Annotated in this window: 22 protein-coding genes; 13 read left to right on the plus strand and 9 right to left on the minus strand. The window is 66.0% G+C overall.

Annotation, left to right across the window (positions count from 1 at the left end; translation table 11 throughout):
* Positions 1–5 precede the first annotated feature (5 nt).
* On the plus strand, positions 6–1,520 hold the full coding sequence (locus tag MRBLMA1_RS19260) for a Ppx/GppA family phosphatase (protein ID WP_363739049.1): 1,515 nt from the start codon (positions 6–8) through the stop codon (positions 1,518–1,520).
* 235 nt (positions 1,521–1,755) lie between these two features.
* Here the strand turns inward: MRBLMA1_RS19260 and MRBLMA1_RS19265 are convergent, their stop codons facing one another.
* Positions 1,756–2,436: an OmpA family protein gene (locus tag MRBLMA1_RS19265; protein WP_133653619.1), complete on the minus strand. Its 681-nt coding sequence runs from the start codon at positions 2,434–2,436 to the stop codon at positions 1,756–1,758.
* A 151-nt stretch (positions 2,437–2,587) separates the two neighbouring features.
* Here MRBLMA1_RS19265 and MRBLMA1_RS19270 point away from each other — a divergent pair, with 151 nt between their 5' ends.
* Positions 2,588–3,904, plus strand: a complete 1,317-nt coding sequence (locus MRBLMA1_RS19270) for a hemolysin family protein (RefSeq protein WP_363739051.1) — start codon at positions 2,588–2,590, stop codon at positions 3,902–3,904.
* 388 nt (positions 3,905–4,292) lie between these two features.
* Here the strand turns inward: MRBLMA1_RS19270 and MRBLMA1_RS19275 are convergent, their stop codons facing one another.
* Positions 4,293–4,913, minus strand: coding sequence for a c-type cytochrome (locus MRBLMA1_RS19275; protein WP_363739053.1), 621 nt, complete (start codon positions 4,911–4,913; stop codon positions 4,293–4,295).
* Positions 4,914–5,099: 186 nt separating this feature from the next.
* On the opposite strand from MRBLMA1_RS19275, the gene MRBLMA1_RS19280 reads away from it, so the two are divergent.
* From MRBLMA1_RS19280 to MRBLMA1_RS19310, 7 genes are all read left to right on the plus strand, one after another.
* Entirely contained in the window at positions 5,100–5,990 is an 891-nt protein-coding gene (locus MRBLMA1_RS19280) for a prephenate dehydratase (RefSeq protein ID WP_363739055.1), read from the plus strand.
* Between the two features lie 39 nt (positions 5,991–6,029).
* Positions 6,030–6,743, plus strand: coding sequence for a sterol desaturase family protein (locus tag MRBLMA1_RS19285; RefSeq protein WP_363739261.1), 714 nt, complete (start codon positions 6,030–6,032; stop codon positions 6,741–6,743).
* A 33-nt stretch (positions 6,744–6,776) separates the two neighbouring features.
* Entirely contained in the window at positions 6,777–7,190 is a 414-nt protein-coding gene (locus tag MRBLMA1_RS19290) for a DUF2141 domain-containing protein (RefSeq protein ID WP_414714742.1), read from the plus strand.
* A gap of 72 nt (positions 7,191–7,262) precedes the next feature.
* Positions 7,263–8,108: a MipA/OmpV family protein gene (locus tag MRBLMA1_RS19295; protein ID WP_363739059.1), complete on the plus strand. Its 846-nt coding sequence runs from the start codon at positions 7,263–7,265 to the stop codon at positions 8,106–8,108.
* 87 nt (positions 8,109–8,195) lie between these two features.
* The gene (locus MRBLMA1_RS19300) at positions 8,196–9,107 is read left to right on the plus strand and encodes a tetratricopeptide repeat protein (protein WP_363739263.1); all 912 of its coding nucleotides are present in this window, start codon (positions 8,196–8,198) and stop codon (positions 9,105–9,107) included.
* A 13-nt stretch (positions 9,108–9,120) separates the two neighbouring features.
* Positions 9,121–9,729, plus strand: a complete 609-nt coding sequence (locus MRBLMA1_RS19305; protein WP_363739061.1) for an LON peptidase substrate-binding domain-containing protein — start codon at positions 9,121–9,123, stop codon at positions 9,727–9,729.
* A complete protein-coding gene (locus MRBLMA1_RS19310) occupies positions 9,726–9,905 on the plus strand; it encodes a Trm112 family protein (RefSeq protein WP_363739063.1) in 180 nt (59 codons plus the stop codon). The genes MRBLMA1_RS19305 and MRBLMA1_RS19310 overlap by 4 nt, the downstream gene beginning before the upstream one ends.
* Positions 9,906–10,012: 107 nt before the next feature.
* Here the strand turns inward: MRBLMA1_RS19310 and phoB are convergent, their stop codons facing one another.
* The 7 genes from phoB to MRBLMA1_RS19345 all read right to left on the minus strand — a co-directional run bounded on the left by phoB (position 10,013) and on the right by MRBLMA1_RS19345 (position 17,381).
* A complete protein-coding gene (phoB, locus tag MRBLMA1_RS19315) occupies positions 10,013–10,714 on the minus strand; it encodes a phosphate regulon transcriptional regulator PhoB (protein WP_363739065.1) in 702 nt (233 codons plus the stop codon).
* 2 nt (positions 10,715–10,716) lie between these two features.
* The gene (gene phoU, locus MRBLMA1_RS19320) at positions 10,717–11,409 is read right to left on the minus strand and encodes a phosphate signaling complex protein PhoU (protein WP_363739067.1); all 693 of its coding nucleotides are present in this window, start codon (positions 11,407–11,409) and stop codon (positions 10,717–10,719) included.
* A gap of 21 nt (positions 11,410–11,430) precedes the next feature.
* On the minus strand, positions 11,431–12,192 hold the full coding sequence (pstB, locus tag MRBLMA1_RS19325) for a phosphate ABC transporter ATP-binding protein PstB (protein ID WP_363739069.1): 762 nt from the start codon (positions 12,190–12,192) through the stop codon (positions 11,431–11,433).
* Positions 12,193–12,266: 74 nt separating this feature from the next.
* Entirely contained in the window at positions 12,267–13,511 is a 1,245-nt protein-coding gene (pstA, locus tag MRBLMA1_RS19330; protein WP_363739071.1) for a phosphate ABC transporter permease PstA, read from the minus strand.
* Positions 13,511–14,905, minus strand: coding sequence for a phosphate ABC transporter permease subunit PstC (gene pstC, locus MRBLMA1_RS19335; RefSeq protein WP_363739073.1), 1,395 nt, complete (start codon positions 14,903–14,905; stop codon positions 13,511–13,513). Before pstC ends, pstA begins: the two co-directional genes overlap by 1 nt.
* A 10-nt stretch (positions 14,906–14,915) precedes the next feature.
* A complete protein-coding gene (locus tag MRBLMA1_RS19340) occupies positions 14,916–15,971 on the minus strand; it encodes a substrate-binding domain-containing protein (protein WP_363739075.1) in 1,056 nt (351 codons plus the stop codon).
* 153 nt (positions 15,972–16,124) lie between these two features.
* Positions 16,125–17,381, minus strand: coding sequence for an ATP-binding protein (locus MRBLMA1_RS19345; RefSeq protein WP_363739077.1), 1,257 nt, complete (start codon positions 17,379–17,381; stop codon positions 16,125–16,127).
* 98 nt (positions 17,382–17,479) lie between these two features.
* Between MRBLMA1_RS19345 and MRBLMA1_RS19350 the strand changes: the two genes are divergently transcribed.
* From MRBLMA1_RS19350 to MRBLMA1_RS19365, 4 genes are all read left to right on the plus strand, one after another.
* Positions 17,480–17,896, plus strand: coding sequence for a hypothetical protein (locus tag MRBLMA1_RS19350; protein ID WP_133653633.1), 417 nt, complete (start codon positions 17,480–17,482; stop codon positions 17,894–17,896).
* Between the two features lie 122 nt (positions 17,897–18,018).
* The gene (locus tag MRBLMA1_RS19355; protein WP_363739079.1) at positions 18,019–18,300 is read left to right on the plus strand and encodes an HPr-rel-A system PqqD family peptide chaperone; all 282 of its coding nucleotides are present in this window, start codon (positions 18,019–18,021) and stop codon (positions 18,298–18,300) included.
* Complete coding sequence (locus MRBLMA1_RS19360) at positions 18,297–19,160, plus strand: HprK-related kinase A (RefSeq protein WP_363739081.1); 864 nt, start codon at positions 18,297–18,299, stop codon at positions 19,158–19,160. Before MRBLMA1_RS19355 ends, MRBLMA1_RS19360 begins: the two co-directional genes overlap by 4 nt.
* A complete protein-coding gene (locus MRBLMA1_RS19365; protein ID WP_363739083.1) occupies positions 19,157–20,146 on the plus strand; it encodes a nucleotidyltransferase domain-containing protein in 990 nt (329 codons plus the stop codon). The genes MRBLMA1_RS19360 and MRBLMA1_RS19365 overlap by 4 nt, the downstream gene beginning before the upstream one ends.
* Positions 20,147–20,221: the final 75 nt, after the last annotated feature.

Below are 20,221 nucleotides of genomic sequence, written 5' to 3' on the forward strand. Positions count from 1 at the left end.
ACCGCATGAATTCCATGCTGAGCCAGGTCCGGGCGCTTGCCCCCGGCATGGCGACGTCCCCCCATCGGGCCAAGGCGCGGACCGCGATCATCGACATCGGTTCCAACAGCGTGCGCCTGGTCGTCTATGATGGGCCGCGCCGCATTCCCTTCATCCTCTTCAACGAAAAGGTGATGGCGGGATTGGGCGCGTCCCTGGGCAAGACCGGCCGGATCGAGGCGGAGGCCATGGACCGGGGCCTGCGCGCGATCGGTCGCTTCGCCCATCTTTGCCGCGAGATGGAGGTGCAGGAAGTGCGCTGCGTCGCCACCGCCGCTGTGCGGGACGCGGAAAATGGCGACGATTTCATCCGCCGCGCCAGCGCCATGGGGCTGGAGGTCGAATTGCTGTCCGGCGGGCAGGAGGCGATCGCCGCGGCCTATGGCGTGCTGTCGGGCATTCCGGGCGCGGACGGCATTGTCGGCGATCTGGGTGGTGGCAGCCTGGAACTCGCGCGGATCCGCGATGGTGCGGTGCATGAGACGGTGTCCCTGCCGCTGGGCGTGCTGCGCCTGCCGCAAATCCGCGCCAAGGGGCCGGCGGTGCTGGAACGCATGGTCAAGAAGATGCTGGCCAGGGCCGGGTGGAATGCGCCTGCGGATCTTCCCTTTTTTCTGGTCGGCGGATCCTGGCGCGCGCTGGCGCGGTTTGACATGGAACTGACCCAGTTTCCGCTTCCCGTCGTTCACCAATATGAGATGCCCGCCGCGCGCGCCGAACAATTGACGCGCATCGTGTCCCATGTCGGCAAGGCGCGGTTCAAGGATATTCCCCAGATCACCGGATCGCGCGTGCCGACCCTGCCGGATGCGGCGGCGCTGTTGTCGGTGATCGTGCGCCAGTTGAAGTCCAGCAGGCTGGTCGTGTCGGCCTATGGCCTGCGCGAAGGCCTGCTGTTCAGCGATCTGCCGCCGGATATTCGGGCGGATGATCCACTGCTGATCGCGGCGGAGGCGGAGGGCGAGGCGCAGGCGCGCTTCACCGGTCATGGCGACATGATCGAACGCTGGATCGCCCCGCTGTTCCTGGAGGATGGCAGCGCATGGCGGCGGATTCGCCGGGCGGCCTGCCTGTTGGCCGATGTCGGCTGGCGCGCCAATCCCGACTTCCGGTCGGACCGGGGCGTCGAGATCGCGCTGCACAGCAATTGGGTCGGGATCAACGCGACCGAGCGCGCCATGCTGGCGCAGGCGTTGCACAGCAATTTCGGCGGCGGCGTGTCGACGCCGCCCGGCATCGAGCGGCTGGCCCCGCCCGAAGCGCTTCAGAGAGCGACCTTATGGGGCCTGGCGATCAGGCTGGGGCAGCGGCTGTCCGGCGGAGTGGAGGGGCCTTTGCTGGCCTCCCGCCTGGAGATGGACGGCAATGTGCTTGAACTGCGGTTGCGAAGCGTGGACGCCGATCTTTTCGGCGAAGCGGTCGAGCGGCGGCAGCGGCAACTGGCCCAGGCCATGGGCGTGAAATACCGGCTGGTCTGGTAGGACGAATCGACATTCGGCCCTGACGGCCTGTAAATGGCGGCTTTCCGTGCTTCCGGTGCTCCCATACTGGAAGTACGCTGCGCGCCGGGTCACGAAAAATCAGCATTTCCGGCTCGTCATCATCTGAATGTCGATCCGGCCTGGGAGATTGCCCGGAAATGCGCCTTTCGCACATTTTCCGGGCAATGTTTAAGGCTATGCCCCACGCAGGCAGGGCATGGTCCGGCGTTCAGCCTCAGCTGCGGACGTCCTGCTCCGTCACGGGCGCGATCTTGATTTCGACGCGGCGGTTGGCCGCCTTGCCCTCCGCCGTGGCGTTGGAGGCGATCGGCTGGGTTTCCCCGAAACCGCGCGTGGCGATGCGGGCCGACTGGACGCCGTGCGTCGTCAGATAATCGCCCACCGCCTGGGCCCGCCGTTCCGATAACGCCTGATTATAGGCATCGGTGCCGTCGCTGTCGGTGTGGCCGTAAACGTCGATATAGGTCTTGGGATATTGGGCCAGTACGGAAGCGACGTCATTCAGCGTCGGCTGGAATTGCGGCTGCACGGCGGAACTGTCCGTGGCGAAGGTGATGCCCGACGGCATGCGGAGCACCAGATTGTCGCCGTCGCGGATCACGTCCACGCCGCTGCCGGCGGTCTGTTCCCGCAATTTTCGTTCCTGCGCGTCCATATAGGCGCCGATGCCCGCGCCCGCGACCGCGCCGATGCCCGCGCCCAATATCTTTTCGGTACGGTCATGGCGGCCGCCGACCAGATCGCCCAGCAGATAACCGCCCAGCGCGCCGCCGATGCCGCCGATCGCCGCCTTGGAAATGGTACGGTTGCCGGTGTTGGGATCGGTGGTGCAGGCGGTGGTGGCCAGCATGGCGGCCAGACCGGCGACGCCGATGATGCGATGAGAATTCCGCATGTATATGGTTCCCTTTCTCGTGCGTCCGAACGGAGCGGATGCACCCCCAATGGTTGAGACAAGGCCTTTGTTCCACAAGCGAACTGAACTGCGGATGATGGGACGGTTGTGAAATTGACAGAATCAAGGTTATAGGTGGCCGCCGACCACCATGGCCAATATCCCCCCGCACGCTCCGACGCCCTTTCCCTGGGTCGACCTCGTCATCATCCTGGCGCTGGTCGCGCTGAACGGGCTGTTCGCCATGTCGGAACTGGCGATCGTGTCCGCCCGCAAGCCGCGCCTCCAGGCGATGGAGAAAGCCGGGCGACGCGGCGCGCGATCGGCGCTGGCGGCGGCGAGTGATCCCGGCAAGTTCCTTTCGACGGTGCAGATCGGCATCACCCTGATCGGCATCATCGCCGGCGCCTATTCCGGGGCCAGCCTGGGCGGCCCGACCGGCGAGCGGCTGGCGATGCTGGGCCTGTCGCCCAACGCCGCGCAGCATGTCGGCTTCGTTCTGGTGATCGGCCTCACCACCTATGCCTCGCTGATCATCGGGGAACTGGTGCCCAAGCAGTTCGCCCTGCGCGCGCCGGAGCCGATCGCGGTGCTGGTCGCCGGACCGATGCTCTGGCTGGCGAAGATCACCGCGCCCATCGTCTGGGTGCTGGACGGGTCGAGCGCGCTCATCTTCCGCATGCTGGGGCTGACCCGCGAATCGGAGAGCCAGGTGACGGCGGAGGAGCTGCACCTGATCGTGGCCGAGGCGAGCAGGTCCGGCGTGATCGAGGAAAGCGAGCGGGCGATCATTTCAGGCGTGGTGCGGCTGGCCGACCGGCCGGTTCGCGAGGTGATGACCCAGCGCATGGATGTCGACTGGATCGACATCGGGGCGGACGAGCAGGCGATTCGCGCCAAGCTGCTAGACACGCCGCACACCCGCCTGCCGGTGGGCAGGGGCACGGTGGAAGACATTATCGGCGTCGTGCAGGCGCGCGACATCATGGCGGCGCTGTTCCGGGGCGAAGGGCTGAGCCTGGAAAGGCTGATGCGCAAAGTGGAAGTGGTGCCGGATCAGGTCGATGCCATGGATGCGCTGGAAGTGCTGCGCCGGGCCGAGGTGCCGATGGTCATGGTCCATGACGAATATGGGCATTTCGAGGGGATAGCCACGCCCGCCGACCTGCTGTCCGCCATTGCCGGCCATTTCGTGTCGGACCTGGACAGCGAGGACGAGCCGGACCTGGTCGAGCGGGAGGACGGCAGCCTGCTGGTGTCGGGCCAGATGCCCGTCGACCTGCTGGCGGATCGGATCGGCATCGACCTGCCGGAGGACCGGGATTATGCGACGGTCGCCGGCCATGCGCTGTGGCTGCTCAAGCGCCTGCCCGAAGTGGGCGATTTCATCGACGATCAGGGCTGGCGATTCGAGATCGTGGACATGGATGGGCGCAAGATCGACAAGCTGCTGATCGCGGAGCGATAAGCACGGCGCTGGACGTTGGGCGCGCCCGAGGACGCTGGTATCGATGGAATTTGGCGATAGCTTGCTGGTGATCGGGCTGCACCGGGCGCAGGGCAGGGATCGTCTGACACAGATGATGTGATTGTGGCGGAGGAAGGCCCGCCGAGCGCGACGTATCCCTGAACAGCGCGTTGGCCAGGAAGCGAATCGATCCACCACCAATGCGCGCTTCTGATGCAGCGAGGGGCGCGACCGCGATCGGCCACGCCCCTCATCCTCATGATTCTGGAGCGGGTTTCGATCTGATTGAATCAGATCGCCGCTCTGGTTTCCTTGTTTGCCGCGATTTCTTGACCAGCGTTCGGTTCCGATCGCTTGGAAATCGCTCCAGTGGAAAGAGTGCCGGTTCTTACTTCGCCGCGTTGGCGGCGGGCGCCTCTGCTGCATTGGCGGCGGCGTTGTCCCCTTCGGCGGCATTGTCGCCGGCGGCCGCCGGGGCCGCATCCGCGGCGGGCAGCGGCAGGTTCGAACCCTGGGTGTTGAGCCAGGCGATCAGGTTCGCGCGGTCGACCGGATTGCCCAGGCCCGCGAAGGTCATCTTGGTGCCGGGCGCGAATTCACGCGGAGAGGTCAGCCAGTGATCGAGATTCTCGAAAGTCCAGTTGCCGCCCTTGCTCTTGAGCGCGTCTGAGAAGGCGAAGCCGCCCTTGCCCTGGCCGATCCCCTCGCCAACCGTGCCATACAGGTTGGGGCCGATGCCGTTGGCGCCGCCCTGGTTCGCGGTATGGCAGGCCGCGCATTTCGCGAACACCTTCTCGCCCGCCGCCACATCGGCGCTGGCGAGCAGGGTGTTGAGGCCGGGTCCGCTGGCAGCGGCGCTTCCGCCTTCCGCTTCCACGCCTTCGATGGCGTAGCCCATTTTCTCGGGCCGTTCCTCATGGAAGAATTTGGAACTGACGATGGCACCGCCCAGCGCGATGATACCCGCGAACAAAGCCCAACCGGCAGCGGTGTTGAAACGATCGCCCATTCGCTCGGATTCCCCTGGATTTCTGTTCTGGCCGCTTGGAACGCGTCCCCTCTAGCGCGCTGCCATAATGGCGCAAGCGCGAACGCGCAAGCGGGCTTGAACGGGTTCGCGCACGCTTTTCATGGCTTTGCAGCCGGAGAGGATGCTTGCGCGGGCGGGACGAAGTGAATAAGCGCGCAGGCGTCCATGGAAAACTATCCTGCTCCCGCCCGCGATCTGGTCGCGGAACTGAACGCGAAGGCAGCCGCCGATCCCGCGCGCGCCGTCGCCTTTCAAGGTGCGCCGGGCGCCAATTCGCACCTGGCCGCTCTGGGCTATGCGCCCGATTGCGTACCCTTGCCCTGCTTCGCGTTCGAGGATGCGATCGATGCGGTCCGCAATGGCTATGCCGCGCGGGCGATCATCCCGATCGAGAACAGCCTGCATGGCCGGGTGGCCGACATGCATTTCCTGCTGCCTGAATCCGGGCTGCACATCGTCGACGAATATTTCCTGCGCGTCCGGCACTGCCTGATGGCGATCGACGACGCGCCCCTCAAAAGCGCCATCAGCCATCCGCAGGCGCTGGGCCAGTGCCGCCATTATCTGCGGGAGCGGGGCATTCAGCCGATCAGCTATGCCGATACCGCGGGCGCGGCGGCGCTGGTCGCGGAAGCCAGGGTGTCGGGCGAGGGGGCGGTCGCCCCCTATCTGGCGGCGGAGCTCTATGGCCTGCGGCTGGTGGCCGAGAATATCGAGGACAGCGACGATAATATGACCCGCTTCCTGGTGCTCGCGCGCGAGCCCGGAATGCCGGTGGCTGGCGTCGGACCGGTCATGACCACTTTCCTGTTCGAGGTGAAGAACATACCGGCCGCGCTCTACAAGGCGATGGGCGGCTTTGCGACCAACGGCGTCAATATGACGAAGCTGGAAAGCTACCAGCGCGGTGCCAGCTTCGCCGCGACCGAATTTTATTGCGACATCGAGGGGATGCCCGGCGATCCCGCCGTCGACCGGGCGCTGGCGGAGCTTGAATTCCACACCAAATGGGTCCGGATATTGGGCAGCTATCGCCAGGCGCGACCCCGCACCTGACGCGTGACTGACAGCATGGGACCGCCTATGGTCGGCCGCATGCTCGTCGCGATCCTTCTGTCCGCCCTGGCCATGAGCCTGATCGTGGGCATTCGCTATCTGTTGACGAGTGGCGCGTTCGCCTGGGCGACGCGCTATCGCAAGCCCGGCCTCTACCGGGGTCTGGACCGGCAGATCCGGCGGGAAATCGCCTGGTCGCTGGCCTCCGCCCTCATCTATGGCGTGCCCGCGGGCGTCGTCGCCTGGGGCTGGCAGGCGCATGGCTGGACGCAGGTCTATGTCGACGTCCATGCCTTTCCGCTCTGGTATCTGCCGCTCTCGGTCCTCCTTTACCTCGCCGCGCATGACGGCTGGTTCTACTGGACGCATCGATGGATGCACCGGCCCCGTCCGTTCCGGATCGCCCATGCCGTGCATCATGCCAGCCGCCCGCCGACCGCCTGGGCCGCGATGAGTTTCCATCCATGGGAGGCGGTGACCGGCGCGGTCGTGATTCCCGCGCTGGTCTTCCTGATACCGATCCATGTGGGCGCGCTGGGCGTCGTGCTGACGATCATGACGGTGATGGGCGTCAGCAATCATATGGGGTGGGAGATGTTTCCGCGCTGGATGGTGCACGGTCCGGCGGGGCGCTGGCTGATCACCGCCAGCCACCATCAGCGGCATCATGAACAATATGCGTGCAATTACGGCCTGTATTTTCGTGTATGGGACCGGCTGTGCGGGACCGACAGGGGATTGGGTCATTTTTAGGGAAAGACAGGCGTGAAGGGCAAGGCAGCATTGATGGCGGCGGTCCCGATGGCGATGGGCGCGGCGTCTGTGGACCAGGCGCAGCCGCTCAGCATGGACGTGCAGGGCCTGCGTTCCTCCAAGGGCAATTTCCTGATCTGCGTGACGCGGCAGGCGGACCATTTCCCCGATTGCCGGGGCGATCCGGACGCGCGCCAGTTCACGGTCCCCGCAACCACGGGCATCGTGCCGCTGGGGCGGATGGAGCCGGGCACCTACGCCATCGCCATCGTCCATGACGAAAATGGCAATGGAAAGCTGGACACGCTGGTCGGCATCCCGCGCGAGGGGGTGGGTTTTTCCCGCAATCCGGCCATCCGTTTCGGCGCGCCCAGTTTCCGGTCGGCGCAGTTCGCCATGGCGGAGGCAGCGGTGCGGCAGGACATCAAGGTCAAATATTTCCTCTGAAAGTCGCGCTGGCGGAACGGGAATGGCGTAAAAACATTATCCTGACCGACTATATCTGCGAACAGGGTCGCCATGCATCATCGCCATCGTTTCTCCGCGGCGCTCGCCGTCGTGGCCCTCTGCCTTGCGCCTGGCGCTTTCGCCCAGGAGGAGGATCACAGCAGCCTGACGGTCGGCATGGGCGTCGCCACGGTGCCAAGCTATGAGGGGTCGGACGATTATCGCGTGCTGCCGATCCCGCAATTTCGCGGCAAGGTGAAGGATTTCGCCTTCTGGACGCGCGGGTCCGCCCTTTATGTCGACGCGATCCCGAACCGCGACACCGACGGCCTGGACGTTGAACTGGGGCCGGTGGTCAATGTCCGCTTCGACCGGTCGAGCCGCAAGAACATCAAGGATGACGCCGTCCGGCTGCTGGGAAAGCGCGATGTGGCGGTCGAGGTCGGGGGCTTTGTCGGCATCGGCAAGACCGGGGTGATCACCAGCGCCTATGACAATCTGTCCGCGCGCGTCGCCGTGACCAGGGACGTGGCGGGCGCGCATGAAAGCTATGTCATCACCCCCGCGATAGAATATATGACGCCGCTGTCGCAGACGGCCTTTGTCGGGCTGGGCGTGTCGGCCGACTATGTCGGCAGGAAATATGGCCGCTATTATTATGACATCGATCCGGCGGCGGCCGCCGCATCGGGTCTGCCCGCCTATGACGGGGCGGGCAATGGTTCGGGGTTCAAGAAGGTGAATTTCAGCCTGGCGGGCGGCAAGTCGCTGTCGGGCGATCTGCGCCATGGCTGGGCGATCTTCGCGGCGGCCAGCTATTCGCGCATCCTGGGCGACTATGCGGCCTCGCCGATCGTGTCCGTCGCGGGCTCCCGGAACCAGTGGATCGGGGCCGTCGGCGTCGGCTATACCTTCTGATCTCCCTTGTTCCTATGGGGTGACGCCCCACATAAGGCGCTGTATGAGGGCGGCTTGGCAACCGCGTTGCAGCAGGAGATGAGAGAAGTGGCGACCCTTGGACTGAGCGAGGCCGACAAGGCATCGGTGGAGACTTTCCGCCGCGATGTGGTGGAGCCGTCGCGCACCAGCCTGGTGATCGTCGATTTCTGGGCCGAATGGTGTGGGCCCTGCAAGCAGTTGGCGCCTGTGATCGAGAAGGTTTGCGCCGACTATGCGGCCAAGGGCGTCAAGCTGGTCAAGATCAATGTCGATGAGGACAAGTTCATCGCCGCGCAGTTTCGCGTCCAGTCGATTCCCACCGTCTATGCCGTGTTCCAGGGCCAGCCCGTGGCCGACCTCAGCCAGGCGCGGACGGAAGGGCAGCTCAAGCAATATCTTGACCAGTTGCTGGGCCAGTTGCCGATCGAATCGGACGAGAAGGCGCAGTTGGAGGAGATCGCCCCGCTGATCGCCATGGGCGAGGAATTGCTGGCCGGTGGGGAAGCGGAGCGGGCGCTGTCCGTTTTCGAGCAGATTGCGCAGATGGTGCCGGACAATGCCGAGGTGGCTTCGGGCGCGGCGCGGGCGCTGGTGGCGCTGGGCCGGTTCGAGGAAGCGGAAGCGGCATTGGCGGCCCTGCCCGCCGAGGCGGCGAAGGACCAGGCGGTGGAGCGGGCACGCGCCGCCATCGCCTTGGCGCGCGATGCGAAGCCGGTGGCCGATCTTTCGGCTGTCGAGGCGAAGGTCGCTGCTGATCCCGATGATCATGAGGCGCGATTTGAGCTGGCGAACGGCCTGGTGGCCAATGGCGAGCGCGACCGGGCGGCGGAGGAACTGCTGGAGATCGTGCGGCGCGACCGGGCATGGAATGACGGCGCGGCGCGGGCGCAGCTCCTCACGCTCTTCGAGGCGACGGGGCTGGAGGATCCGTGGGTCGCGGCGCAACGGCGCAAGCTGTCCCAGATCCTCTTTTCCTGACCGGCGCGGCGTGATGGCGCGCGTCTCTATATTTCCGCTGCCGGGCGCGCTGCTGTTGCCGGGCATGGACTTGCCGCTGCATATTTTCGAGCCGCGCTATCAGGCGATGATCCATGACGCCATGGCGCGGGACAGGCGCATCGGCATGATCCAGCCGCGGGAGGAGGGGGTGAAGCCCGCGCTCTTCGACGTCGGATGCCTGGGCCATATCACCCATATCGAGGCGCTGGAGGGCGGGCGGTACAATATCCTGCTGAAGGGCATTGCGCGCTTTCGGGTCGTACGGGAACTGGCCGTTCCCACCGCCTTCCGCCAGATCGAGGCGGATGTCGAGCCGGTTCCGCAAGAGGATGAAATCCTCTCCGCGGTGGAGCGGGCGGCGCTGGAGCAGGAATCGCGCCGCTTTGCCGAGACGCTGGGCTATGTGGTCGACTGGACGGCGGTGTCGCGGCTGGACGACATGGCGCTGGTGAACGGGATCGCGCAGATCGTGCCCTTCGATCCCGCGGCCAAGCAGACCCTGCTGGAGGCCGATACGCTGGGCGAGCGGGCCGACCGGATCATCCAGCTGATGCAGATCGTCGGGCGGATCGAACGCGACGGCGGAGCAACGATGCAATGAGCGCCGTGCTCGACCCGGCGCTGCTTGCCAAGCTGGTCTGCCCCGTCACGCGCACGCCGCTGCGCTGGGACGCGGAGCGGCGCGAATTGCTGTCCGAGGCGGCCGGGCTCGCCTTTCCGGTACGGGACGGCGTCCCGGTGCTGGTGGTGCGAGAGGCGCGGTCCATTAGCGGGTAAGGGCCGGCGCGGATGCGCCAGGGGGTGATTTTCAGGCAGCCGCTCTGGTTTTCCTGTTTTCCGCGATTTCTTGACCAGAGATCGGTTCCGATCGCTTGGAAATCGCTCTATGCCACTCCGTCCGTATCCAGCGCATAACCCGCCGAACGCACCGTGCGGATGATGTCGTGATGGCGGCCGTCCGCGTTGATCGCCTTGCGCAATCGCCGGATGTGCACATCCACCGTGCGCAGTTCGATGTCGCTGTCCTGCCCCCAGACGCTGTCCAGCAGCCGCTCGCGCGAGAAGACCCAGCCGGGATGCTCCAGGAAATGCTTGAGCAGCCGGAACTCCGTGGGGCCGAGCGGGATCACCTGCCCGCTGCGGCGGACCTTGTGGCCCACCGTGTCCATCTCGACATCCGAGAAGGTCAGCGTCTCGCCCGCCAGCGCGGGGCGCACGCGACGCAGCACTGCGCCGACGCGTGCCACCAGTTCGCGGGGGGAAAAGGGCTTGGTCACATAATCGTCGGCGCCGGTTTCCAGGCCGCGGACGCGATCCTCCTCCTCGCCGCGTGCCGTCAGCATGATGATCGGCACGTTCGCGGTGCCGTTCATGCGGCGAAGGCGGCGGCAGACCTCGATCCCCGACAGGCTTTCCACCATCCAGTCGAGCAGCACGATGTCGGGCACATTCTCCTGCGCGAGGAGCAGCGCTTCCTCGCCGTCGACGGTGTGCGCGACTTCGAAATCCTCGCGCTTGAAATGCCAGATGAGCAGTTCGGCCAGCGCCGCGTCATCCTCCACCAGCAGCATCTTTGCGCGCGCCATGGTCAGCCCTCCGCCGCCGCGCCGCCGCGTTCGCGGTCGGGCAGGGTCTGGCCGGTCGCGGCATAATAGACCATCTCCGCCACATTGGTGGCATGGTCGCCGATCCGCTCGATATTCTTGGCGATGAACAGCAGATGGGCGCATTCGCTGATCGTCTTGGGATTTTCGACCATGAAGGTGACGAGCGTGCGGAAGACGCTGTTGTAGAAATCGTCCACCACCGTGTCGCGCTCGACCACGGCGACGGCCAGGTCCGCGTCCCGCGCGGCAAAGGCGTTCAACGCATCCTGCACCATCTCGCCCGCGACCTGGCCCATGGAAGGAAGAAGGGCGATCGGTTCCTGCGTGCGCTGGTTGGCGGAAATCAGCGGAACCCGCTTGGCGATGTTCTTGGCATAATCGCCGATCCGTTCGACCACGCCCACGATCTTGAGCGCGGCGATCACGTCGCGCAGATCGTTGGCCATGGGCGCGCGCAGGGCGATGATTTCGATGGCGAGCTTTTCGACTTCCGCCTCTATGGCGTCGATCCGCTTGTCCTCCGCGACGACTTCGGCCGCCATCACCTTGTCATGGCGCTGCAGCGCCAGCATCGCCTTTTCGATCGCGGATTCCGCGCGGCCGCCCATTTCGGCGATCAACCCGCGCAGCTTGTCCATTTCCTGATCGAACGCCTTGATCGTATGTTCTGCCATGTCTCTTCTCTTTCCGCCTGATCAGCCGTAGCGCCCGGTGATGTAATCCTTTGTCCGTTCCTGGCGGGGATTGGTGAATATGTCCGACGTCACTCCATATTCGACCAGCTCGCCCAGGTGGAAAAAGGCGGTCCGCTGCGACACGCGGGCTGCCTGTTGCATGTTGTGCGTCACGATCACGATGGCGTAGCGGCCGCGCAATTCATGGATCAGTTCCTCGATCTTCGCCGTCGCGATGGGGTCCAGTGCCGAGCAGGGCTCGTCCATCAGGATGACTTCCGGTTCGACGGCGATGGCGCGGCCGATGCAGAGACGCTGCTGCTGCCCGCCCGACAGCGCGGTGCCGCTGTCATGCAGGCGATCCTTCACCTCGTCCCACAGGCCGGCGCGGCGCAGCGATTTCTCGACGATCACGTCCAGGTCCGCCTTCGCATGGGCCAGGCCATGGATGCGCGGGCCATAGGCGATATTCTCATAGATCGACTTGGGGAAGGGATTGGGCTTCTGGAACACCATGCCGACGCGGGCGCGCAGTTGCACTACGTCCATGCTGGGGGCGTAGATATCCTCGCCGTCCAGCGTGATCGTGCCCTCCACCCGCGCCGAGGCGACCGTATCGTTCATGCGGTTCAGCGTCCGCAGGAAGGTCGACTTGCCGCAGCCCGACGGGCCGATGAAGGCCGTGACATTGTCCATGTCGACGTCGATCGACACGCCCTTGATCGCCTGCTTTTCGCCGTAGAAGACCTTGACGTCGCGCGCGGTCATCTTGGTTTCTGGCATTTTGGTTCCTGGCATCCTGGTTTCGGCGGCGGGGGCCGACGACTGTTGTTCATGCATCATGGCTGTCATCGCGGTCACCACCGCCTTTCGAACTTGTTGCGCAGGTAGATGGCGATACCGTTCATCGCGAGCAGGAAGACCAGCAGGACGATGATGGCGGCGGAGGTCTTTTCGACAAAGCCCTTGGAGACTTCGTCCGACCAGAGGAAGATCTGCACCGGCAGCACCGTGGCGGGGTCCGTGATCCCGCCGGGCGGCGTCGCGATGAAGGCGCGCATGCCGATCATCAGCAGCGGCGCGGTCTCGCCCAAAGCGCGGGCCATGCCGATGATGGTGCCGGTGAGGATGCCGGGCAGGGCGAGCGGCAGCACATGGTGGAACACCACCTGCACCCGCGACGCGCCGATGCCGAGCGCGGCGTCGCGGATGCTGGGCGGCACCGACTTGATGGCGTTGCGTCCCGCGATGACGATCACCGGCATGGTCATCAGCGCCAGCGTCATGCCGCCGACGAGCGCCGCAGAGCGCGGCAGGTGCAGGAAATTGAGGAAGATCGACAGGCCCAGCAGGCCGAAGATGATGGAGGGGACGGCGGCCAGATTGTTGATCGACACTTCGATGATGTCGGTCAGCCAGTTCTTGCGCGCATATTCCTCCAGATAGACGGCCGTCGCCACGCCCACCGGGAAGCTCAAGGCCAGGGTCACCAGCATGGTCAGCAGCGATCCCTTGAACGCCCCCCAGATGCCGACCTGCGTCGGATCGGTGCCGTCGCTCGCGGTCAGGAAGCCCCAGTTGACGCCGGTCGTCAGCAGGCCCGCCTTGTCGAGCCGCGCCACTGCTGCCTCCGCCTCCGGCGAACCCTTGCTCTTGGCGGCGAGATCGATGGCGGTGGCGGCGGGCAGCTTGAGCGTCACCGTTTGCGACAGGATCTTCGGATCGGCCTTGATTGCGTCGCGCAGCACGATCCAGGCGGTGGGCGAAACCCATTCCTCCGCATCCGCGCCCAGCGCCTTCTTCACGACCGCTCCCGTCACCATCGGCAGGTTCGCATTGGCGAGCGCCTGGTCGGTGATGGCATTGGGATCGAGCAGCAGCGGGGATGCGGGGAAGTCGACCTTCACCGCGATCTCCGTCCGGGTGAAGCCGCGCAGCCCATTGCCCAGCATGTTGAACAGCAGGAAGGCCAGGAACGCGGCGGAGAGCGCGACGGCGAGCAGGCCCGCCGCCTTGAAGCGGCGTTCCGACGCATAGCGCCGCGCGATCCGCCTGCGCATCGCGTCCGACTTCCAGTCGGTGGGGAGGCGTTCTGCGGTCATTATTCGTAAGCCTCGCGATATTTCTTCACGACCCGCAGGGCCACGATGTTGAGCAGCAGCGTCACGATGAACAGCACCAGCCCCAGGGCGAAGGCCGCCAGCGTCTTGGCGCTGTCGAATTCCTGGTCGCCGGTCAGAAGCTGGACGATCTGCGTCGTCACCGTCGTCACGCTGGCAAAGGGGTTCAGGGTGAGGTTGGCGGCCAGGCCCGCCGCCATCACCACGATCATGGTTTCGCCGATGGCGCGGCTGACGGCCAGCAGCACGCCGCCGACCACGCCGGGAAGGGCGGCGGGGATCAGCACGCGGCGGATCGTCTCGCTGGTGGTGGCGCCCATCGCCAGGCTGCCATCGCGCATCGACTGCGGCACGGCAGCGATGCTGTCGTCGGCCATGGAGGAGACGAACGGAATGATCATCACGCCCATCACCAGCCCGGCCGCCAGCGCGCTTTCCGAAGAGGCGCCGTGGATGCCGATCTTCACCGCGAAATCGCGCAGGGCAGGGGCGATGGTGAGCGCGGCGAAATAGCCGTAGACCACCGTCGGCACGCCCGCGAGCATCTCCAGCGTGGGCTTCATCCACTTGCGGACGGTCGAACTGGCATATTGGGTGAGATAGATGGCGCTCATCAGGCCGAGCGGGATCGCGACGGCCATGGCGATGATCGCGCCGATGAAGATGGTTCCCCAGAAGAGCGGCACGGCGCCGAAGGCGTCGTCATTGCCATAGCCGAGCGCCGCCGATTGCGGGCTCCATTTGGCGCCGAACAGGAAATCGACGGGGCTGACCATGGTGAAGAAGCGGAAGCTTTCCCACAGCAAGGAGGCCACGATCCCCAGCGTCGTGATGATCGCCAGCAGCGACGCGATCAGCAAGGTTGCCATGACCAGCCGTTCGACCCGCGTGCGCGCCCGGAAGTCGGGACGCACGCGGGTGAAGGCATAGGCGCCGCCGGCAAAGGCCAGCACCAGCGCCAGGGCGGCGCCGGCAAAGCCATATTTGCCGATGGCGTGCGCATAGGGTTCGACAAGGCCCTGCGAGAGCGGATTGAACGCCCCTGCCTGCATCCCCGTGGCGATCGCCCGCGCCTCGCCCAATATGGCGAAGCGCGAGAAATCGTCGACGGGCAGGCTCTGCGCCGCCGGGCTGCTCAGCACCTCCTGGGTGATCAGGCCGGGCGCGATATTTGCCCAGACCGCCAGGAACAGGCCGGCGGGCACCAGCGTCCAGAGCGCGACATACCAGCCGTGATAGCCCGGCAGGCTGTGCATGGCGTCGCGTCGCCCCGAAGCGCGCGCGACATTTTGCAGCCGCATGGCCCGGGCGCGGGCGCTGACCCAGGCGATGGCGCCCAGGCCGGCCAGCAGCAGAAGGATTGCAGGACCTGTCATATCACCTGTCTTATTTGAGCTGCGAACCGTCGAGCACTGGCAGCGACTTGACGGCCTGGGCGCTCGCCTTGCGCACGTCTTCGGGCGCCGCGACCATGCCGCGCTTGGTCAACGCGCCGTTCGGATCCCAGTTCGCGGCGAAGGTGTTGAGATAGGCCTGAAGGCCGGGGATCGCGGTCATGTGCGCCTTCTTCACATAGATGAAGAGCGGACGGGCGCCCGGATAGGTGCCGGTCGACACGGTCTCATAGGTCGCCTCGACGCCGTTGATGCTGACGTCCTTCAGGCTGTCCTTATTCTCTTCCAGATAGCTGAAGCCGAAGACGCCCAGCGCATTGGGGTTGGCTGCCAGCTTCTGGACGATCAGATTGTCGTTCTCGCCCGAGTCCACATATTTGCCGTCCTCGCGGATGCGGGTGCAGGTGGCCTTGAACTCGTCCTCGCTCTTCTTCTTGAGCGCTTCCATCGCCGGGTCGGTTTCGCAGCCCTTGGTCAGGATCAGTTCGGCCAGCGAATCGCGGGTGCCGCTGGTGGACGGCGGGCCGAAGACGCTGATCGGCGTGGCGGGCAGGCTGGGGTCGACATCCTTCCAGGTCTGCGCCTTGTTCGGACCCTTGCCATAGGGGTTGGCGGCCAGCGCCTCATAGACGATCTTGGGCGTCAGCTTGAAGCCCGGGCCGTTCTTCGATTCGGCAAAGGCGAGACCGTCTACGCCGACCTGGATCTCGACGATGTCCTTGACGCCATTCTTCTGGCAGTCCTCGAATTCTTTCTTCTTCATCCGGCGCGAGGCATCGGCAATGTCGGGATGCTGGGCGCCGACGCCCGCGCAGAACAACTTCATGCCGCCGCCGGTGCCGGTCGATTCGATGATCGGCGACTTCATGCCGGGATTGCCCTGCACGAACATCTCCGCGATCGCGGTGGCGAAGGGATAGACGGTGGAGGAACCGACCGCCCGGATCTGGTCGCGGGTGCCGCCGGCGGCGCCGCCGGACTGCTGGCCGCAGCCGGAAAGAGTGAGTGCGACCGCAGCGGTCGCGGCCATCATGGCGAAATGCTTCACGGGTAATCTCCTTCGTCAAAGGCCGCGATTCGCTTCTCGCCGCCCCCCTCTGGGCATGCGCCGTAGCCGCGGTACATCGCGCCTTTGTGACAGAGCGATTGCACTTTTATGACAGTGGCGGCGGAAGCGGGCGCTGTCGCCGTCTTTTTTTGTTCAGGCCTTTGCCGCGAGGGCCTTTTCCTCCACGGCGAAGCGCGGCAGCAGGATGGAGATGGTGGTGCCCTTGCCCAGCACGCTCGCTATGTCGAGCCGGCCGCGATGCCGCTCCACGATATGCTTGACGATGGCAAGGCCAAGGCCGGTGCCGCCCACCGCCCGGCTGCGCCCCGAATCGACGCGATAGAAACGTTCGGTGAGGCGCGGCAGGTGATCGGGGCCGATGCCCTCGCCCTCGTCCGCGACGGTCAGCCGCAACAGGCCGTTCGGCCCGTCCGACAGCGATACCCTGATCGGGGAGCCCGCGCGCCCATATTTGATCGAATTGCCGATCAGATTGTGGAGCAGTTGCGAGAGCTGCGCCCGGTCGCCCTGCGCGTCGGGCAGGTCGGGTGCGATCTCCATCTCCACCTCCCGCCCGCGCGGCCCATGGCTGGTGCGGAATACGCCCACCACCTCCGCCACCAGGCCGGACAGGTCGACCGCGCCGTCGGGCAGGCGATATTTCTCCGCCTCGATGCGGGAGAGGGAGATGAGATCGTCGATCAGCCGCTGCATGCGTCGCGCCTCCCCGTCCATGATCTGGAGGAAGCGCTGTCGCGTTTCGTCATCCTTGCCGAGATCGGGATCGCCCAGCGTCTCTATGAAGCCCAATATGCCCGCGAGAGGCGTGCGCAGTTCGTGGCTCGCATTGGCGACGAAATCGACGCGCATCTTCTCCGCTGCATGGGTGCCGCTATGGTCGGCCAAATGGACGAGCCGCCGGACATTGTCATCCTCCCCCACCGGAGCGATCCGCATCTGCCAGCGCTGCTCGCGCGTGCCCAGGCCGACCAGCTCGATCATCACCGGCTCGGCCAGCGGCGCCTGGCTGGCGAGCCGTTCGGCGGCGGCGGGATGGCGGATGGCGATGCGGGCGTCTTCCCCCTCGATATGCGCGCCCAGCAGCCGTTGCGCCGCGCGATTGGCAGCGACGATGCGGCCGCGTTCGATCAGCATCAGCGGATCGGCTATGCCTTCCAGCAGGCCGCGCGCATCGGGATGGGCGATGATGTCGGGCATCTCCGCCTGGACAGGCGACATGGCGGGTTCGGCCCGGCCCGGCCCAGCCGCGCAGATCACGAGCACCAGCAGGGCCGCCAGCACGGGCAGGAGGATGTCGATCGGCCCTGCGCCCATCATCAAGGCGCCGCCCGTGCCGAGCAGCAGAACGGCCAGCGAGGCGGTGATCTGGGAAGCGGTAAGGCGATTCATGGTTACCATGCTGGAAATTTGACGCATTTGCTGCAAAGACGGTCGCAGTAGCCGGCAATTTTTACAGTTTGGCAAGCGCGATAGCGGATCAGGATGACATGAGCGAGCCGTTGCCCCCCCAGAAGGACGCCGAGTCGCAGGACGACGGCCTTGCCGTGCCGTCGCGACGCCAGTTGCTGATGGGCGGGGCGGTCGCGGCTTCCGCGATCATATCGATCCGGCCGGCGCTGGCGAACACGGCCGCATCGGTGCTCAACTGCACGATACCCGTTCCCGACCAGGGCAGGGCCGGCAATTATATCGCGCCCAACGGCCAACTGGTGCCGGCGGGCACGCAGGGCGCCTTCCCCGCCGGCAAGAACTTCAGCGGGGAGCAGGTCCGCCAGGCGCTTCGCGGCGGCCGGTTGCCGGGCACCAGCTATGACCAGAATCAGGCCTATCTGAACTATATCCGCCGCCTCCAGTCGGGGACGAGCGGCTTCACCTGCTACGCATCGCTGCAAATGCCCCGCTGACGGGATCTGGTCGCATGGGATGGCGGGCGTCACGTAAAACAGCGTGTCGCGTTAGCTACTTGGCTACGCCTTTGCCGTAAGCATGGCGTGACCATTCCCATCGAAGGCCAAGTTTCGCGACCATGCCAGCCCGCTATTGCCAGGACAGCCCGGACGCCATCCTATCCTGCGCGCTGGAGGATATGGTGCTGTTCTACCACCGGCCGTCGGGCCAGACGCATATGGTGATCAGCCCGGTGCCGGAGATATTGGCGACGCTGGACGATGGCGCGGCGTTGACGGCGGGGGAGGTGCTGGGCCAGCTCGCCCGCCACTATGATCTGGGCCCGGCGGAAGAGGCGCTGACGCTGGTCGAGATGCATCTGGCGGAGCTGGCCTTGCTCGGACTGGTCCGGATCGCGTGAACCATGGCCTGACCCTGAAGATCGGCCCGGCGACCTTCCGGATCGGATCGGCCTGGCGCCAGCCGGTGGACGCGTTGGCGCGGCTCTACGCCGACTATCCCCGGCCCGCCGATGCGATCGCCGATTTCACGGTGCGGCTGGAACCGGCGGGTCCGTTCCGGCGCTGGGTCCGTCCCTCCATCTTCATCACCGGCGACCATGGGCTGGCCGACGCGGCGCCGATGAGCCTTGGCCATGGGCTGCTGGCGGCGGAAATGGGGATGAACCTGCAAATGGCGCTGGGATGGCGGCGGCACCTGCTGCTCCATGCCTCCAGCGTGGAAAAGGACGGGCGGGCACTGGTGATGACCGGGGAGTCCGGCTCGGGCAAATCGACCCTGGCCGCGCAACTGGGTGAACGCGGCTGGCGGCTGATGGGCGACGAATTCGCGCTGCTCGACCTGGAAACGGGGGCGATCCTTCCCTTTCCGCGCCTCGTCTCGCTCAAGAACCGCGCGATCGATGTCCTCGCGGCGGAAGCGCCGCCGGAGCGGATGGGTCCCATGCTGGCCGGAACGGCCAAGGGGGATATCCGCCACCTCGTTCCTCGCCGCGACGCGATCGAGCGCATGGGGGAGGGGGCGCAGCCTGCCATGCTGCTGTTCCCGCGCTTTGGCCATGAAGCGGATATGCGGTCGGTCGGCCAGGGGGAGGTCTTCATGCGGCTGACCCAGGCATCGACCAACTATGTCGCCCTGGGCGAGCCGGGTTTCGCGGCATTGAGTGGTTTCGTCCGCAATGTCCCCGCGCGCGCCATCGACTTTCCGTCGGGCGAAGAGGCCATCGCCCTGGTCGAGCGGCTTTGGGAGGAACTGGCATGAGCGCCCGGCTGCTGGCGCGGGCCTTGCGCGACCCTGACGGGGTGACGGCGCTGGATGCGGCCGGGTGGAACGCCCTGGTCGCCATGGCCAGGGCAGAGCGGCTGATCGGCACGCTTGCCCTGCGGATCGGCGATCGGCCCGTGCCCCCGGCGGTGCGCGCCATATTGGCGGACGCCCGGCTGGATGCGGAGCGCGAGGGCCGGCAGGCATTGTGGGAGGCGGATCGCGCGGCGGAGGCCCTCGCAGGACTGGAGGTGCCCGTCGTGCTGCTCAAGGGTACGGCCTATGCGGCGGCTGGGCTGCGCGCCGGGCAGGGGCGCTTCATCGGCGATCTCGACATATTGGTGCCGCGCGACGCCATGGATCGGGTGGAGCAGGCGCTGATCGGCGCGGGATGGGAATGGGTCAAGGACGACCCCTATGACGATGCCTATTACCGGCAATGGATGCATGAACTGCCGCCGATGATCCATGCGGCGCGGGACCGGATGATCGACGTGCATCATACCGTCCTGCCCCTGACGGCGCGGCCGACGCCCGACGCGGCGGCGATGATCGCGCAGGCGGTTTCCATTACCAACGAGTTATCCATTCTGTCCGCCGAGGACCGGGTCTGTCACGCGGCGGCGCATCTGTTGGCCGATGGCGACCTGGCCGGGGGACTTCGCAACCTCTGGGACATATATTGCCTGCTCGACGGCGCCGACGAAGCGGCGCTGGAGGCGCGGGCGGCGCGGCATGGCCTGCTGCCCCATGTGCGGCAGGCGCGGCGCATGGCCATGGCGCTCTATGGCGAAGGGGCGCGGCTCACGTTCTGGGACCGGATCGTCATGGCCCGGCTGCTGGCGCGCGACGGGTGGGGCCGGGAAAGGCGAAAGCTGCTGCGTTTCGCCTTCTATCTGCGGTCCCACTGGCTCAGGATGCCGCCCGCGATGCTGGCGCGGCACCTGTTCACCAAATGGCGCAAGGGGCATCGGCCGGCTTAGCATGGGCATGCGCAAGATTTTTGCGTCCGCGAGGAAATGCCCTATACTGCCGCTTCGATGCCAGGACTCAGGACA

The organism is Sphingobium sp. LMA1-1-1.1 (assembly GCF_040676365.1).
Classification (GTDB): domain Bacteria; phylum Pseudomonadota; class Alphaproteobacteria; order Sphingomonadales; family Sphingomonadaceae; genus Sphingobium.

What these genes read in the sequence shown, in the direction of transcription:
- MRBLMA1_RS19285 (WP_363739261.1), top strand. Translation starts at nt 6,030, where the DNA reads ATGCTCGTCGCGATCCTTCTGTCCGCCCTGGCCATGAGCCTGATCGTG.
- MRBLMA1_RS19365 (WP_363739083.1), top strand. Translation starts at nt 19,157, where the DNA reads ATGAGCGCCCGGCTGCTGGCGCGGGCCTTGCGCGACCCTGACGGGGTG.
- MRBLMA1_RS19260 (WP_363739049.1), top strand. Translation starts at nt 6, where the DNA reads ATGAATTCCATGCTGAGCCAGGTCCGGGCGCTTGCCCCCGGCATGGCG.
- pstA (WP_363739071.1), bottom strand. Translation starts at nt 13,511, where the DNA reads ATGACCGCAGAACGCCTCCCCACCGACTGGAAGTCGGACGCGATGCGC.
- MRBLMA1_RS19305 (WP_363739061.1), top strand. Translation starts at nt 9,121, where the DNA reads ATGGCGCGCGTCTCTATATTTCCGCTGCCGGGCGCGCTGCTGTTGCCG.
- MRBLMA1_RS19280 (WP_363739055.1), top strand. Translation starts at nt 5,100, where the DNA reads ATGGAAAACTATCCTGCTCCCGCCCGCGATCTGGTCGCGGAACTGAAC.
- MRBLMA1_RS19345 (WP_363739077.1), bottom strand. Translation starts at nt 17,381, where the DNA reads ATGAATCGCCTTACCGCTTCCCAGATCACCGCCTCGCTGGCCGTTCTG.
- MRBLMA1_RS19270 (WP_363739051.1), top strand. Translation starts at nt 2,588, where the DNA reads ATGGCCAATATCCCCCCGCACGCTCCGACGCCCTTTCCCTGGGTCGAC.
- phoU (WP_363739067.1), bottom strand. Translation starts at nt 11,409, where the DNA reads ATGGCAGAACATACGATCAAGGCGTTCGATCAGGAAATGGACAAGCTG.
- MRBLMA1_RS19275 (WP_363739053.1), bottom strand. Translation starts at nt 4,913, where the DNA reads ATGGGCGATCGTTTCAACACCGCTGCCGGTTGGGCTTTGTTCGCGGGT.
- phoB (WP_363739065.1), bottom strand. Translation starts at nt 10,714, where the DNA reads ATGGCGCGCGCAAAGATGCTGCTGGTGGAGGATGACGCGGCGCTGGCC.
- MRBLMA1_RS19290 (WP_414714742.1), top strand. Translation starts at nt 6,777, where the DNA reads ATGGCGGCGGTCCCGATGGCGATGGGCGCGGCGTCTGTGGACCAGGCG.
- MRBLMA1_RS19295 (WP_363739059.1), top strand. Translation starts at nt 7,263, where the DNA reads ATGCATCATCGCCATCGTTTCTCCGCGGCGCTCGCCGTCGTGGCCCTC.
- pstB (WP_363739069.1), bottom strand. Translation starts at nt 12,192, where the DNA reads ATGCCAGAAACCAAGATGACCGCGCGCGACGTCAAGGTCTTCTACGGC.
- MRBLMA1_RS19355 (WP_363739079.1), top strand. Translation starts at nt 18,019, where the DNA reads ATGCCAGCCCGCTATTGCCAGGACAGCCCGGACGCCATCCTATCCTGC.
- pstC (WP_363739073.1), bottom strand. Translation starts at nt 14,905, where the DNA reads ATGACAGGTCCTGCAATCCTTCTGCTGCTGGCCGGCCTGGGCGCCATC.
- MRBLMA1_RS19350 (WP_133653633.1), top strand. Translation starts at nt 17,480, where the DNA reads ATGAGCGAGCCGTTGCCCCCCCAGAAGGACGCCGAGTCGCAGGACGAC.
- MRBLMA1_RS19265 (WP_133653619.1), bottom strand. Translation starts at nt 2,436, where the DNA reads ATGCGGAATTCTCATCGCATCATCGGCGTCGCCGGTCTGGCCGCCATG.
- MRBLMA1_RS19310 (WP_363739063.1), top strand. Translation starts at nt 9,726, where the DNA reads ATGAGCGCCGTGCTCGACCCGGCGCTGCTTGCCAAGCTGGTCTGCCCC.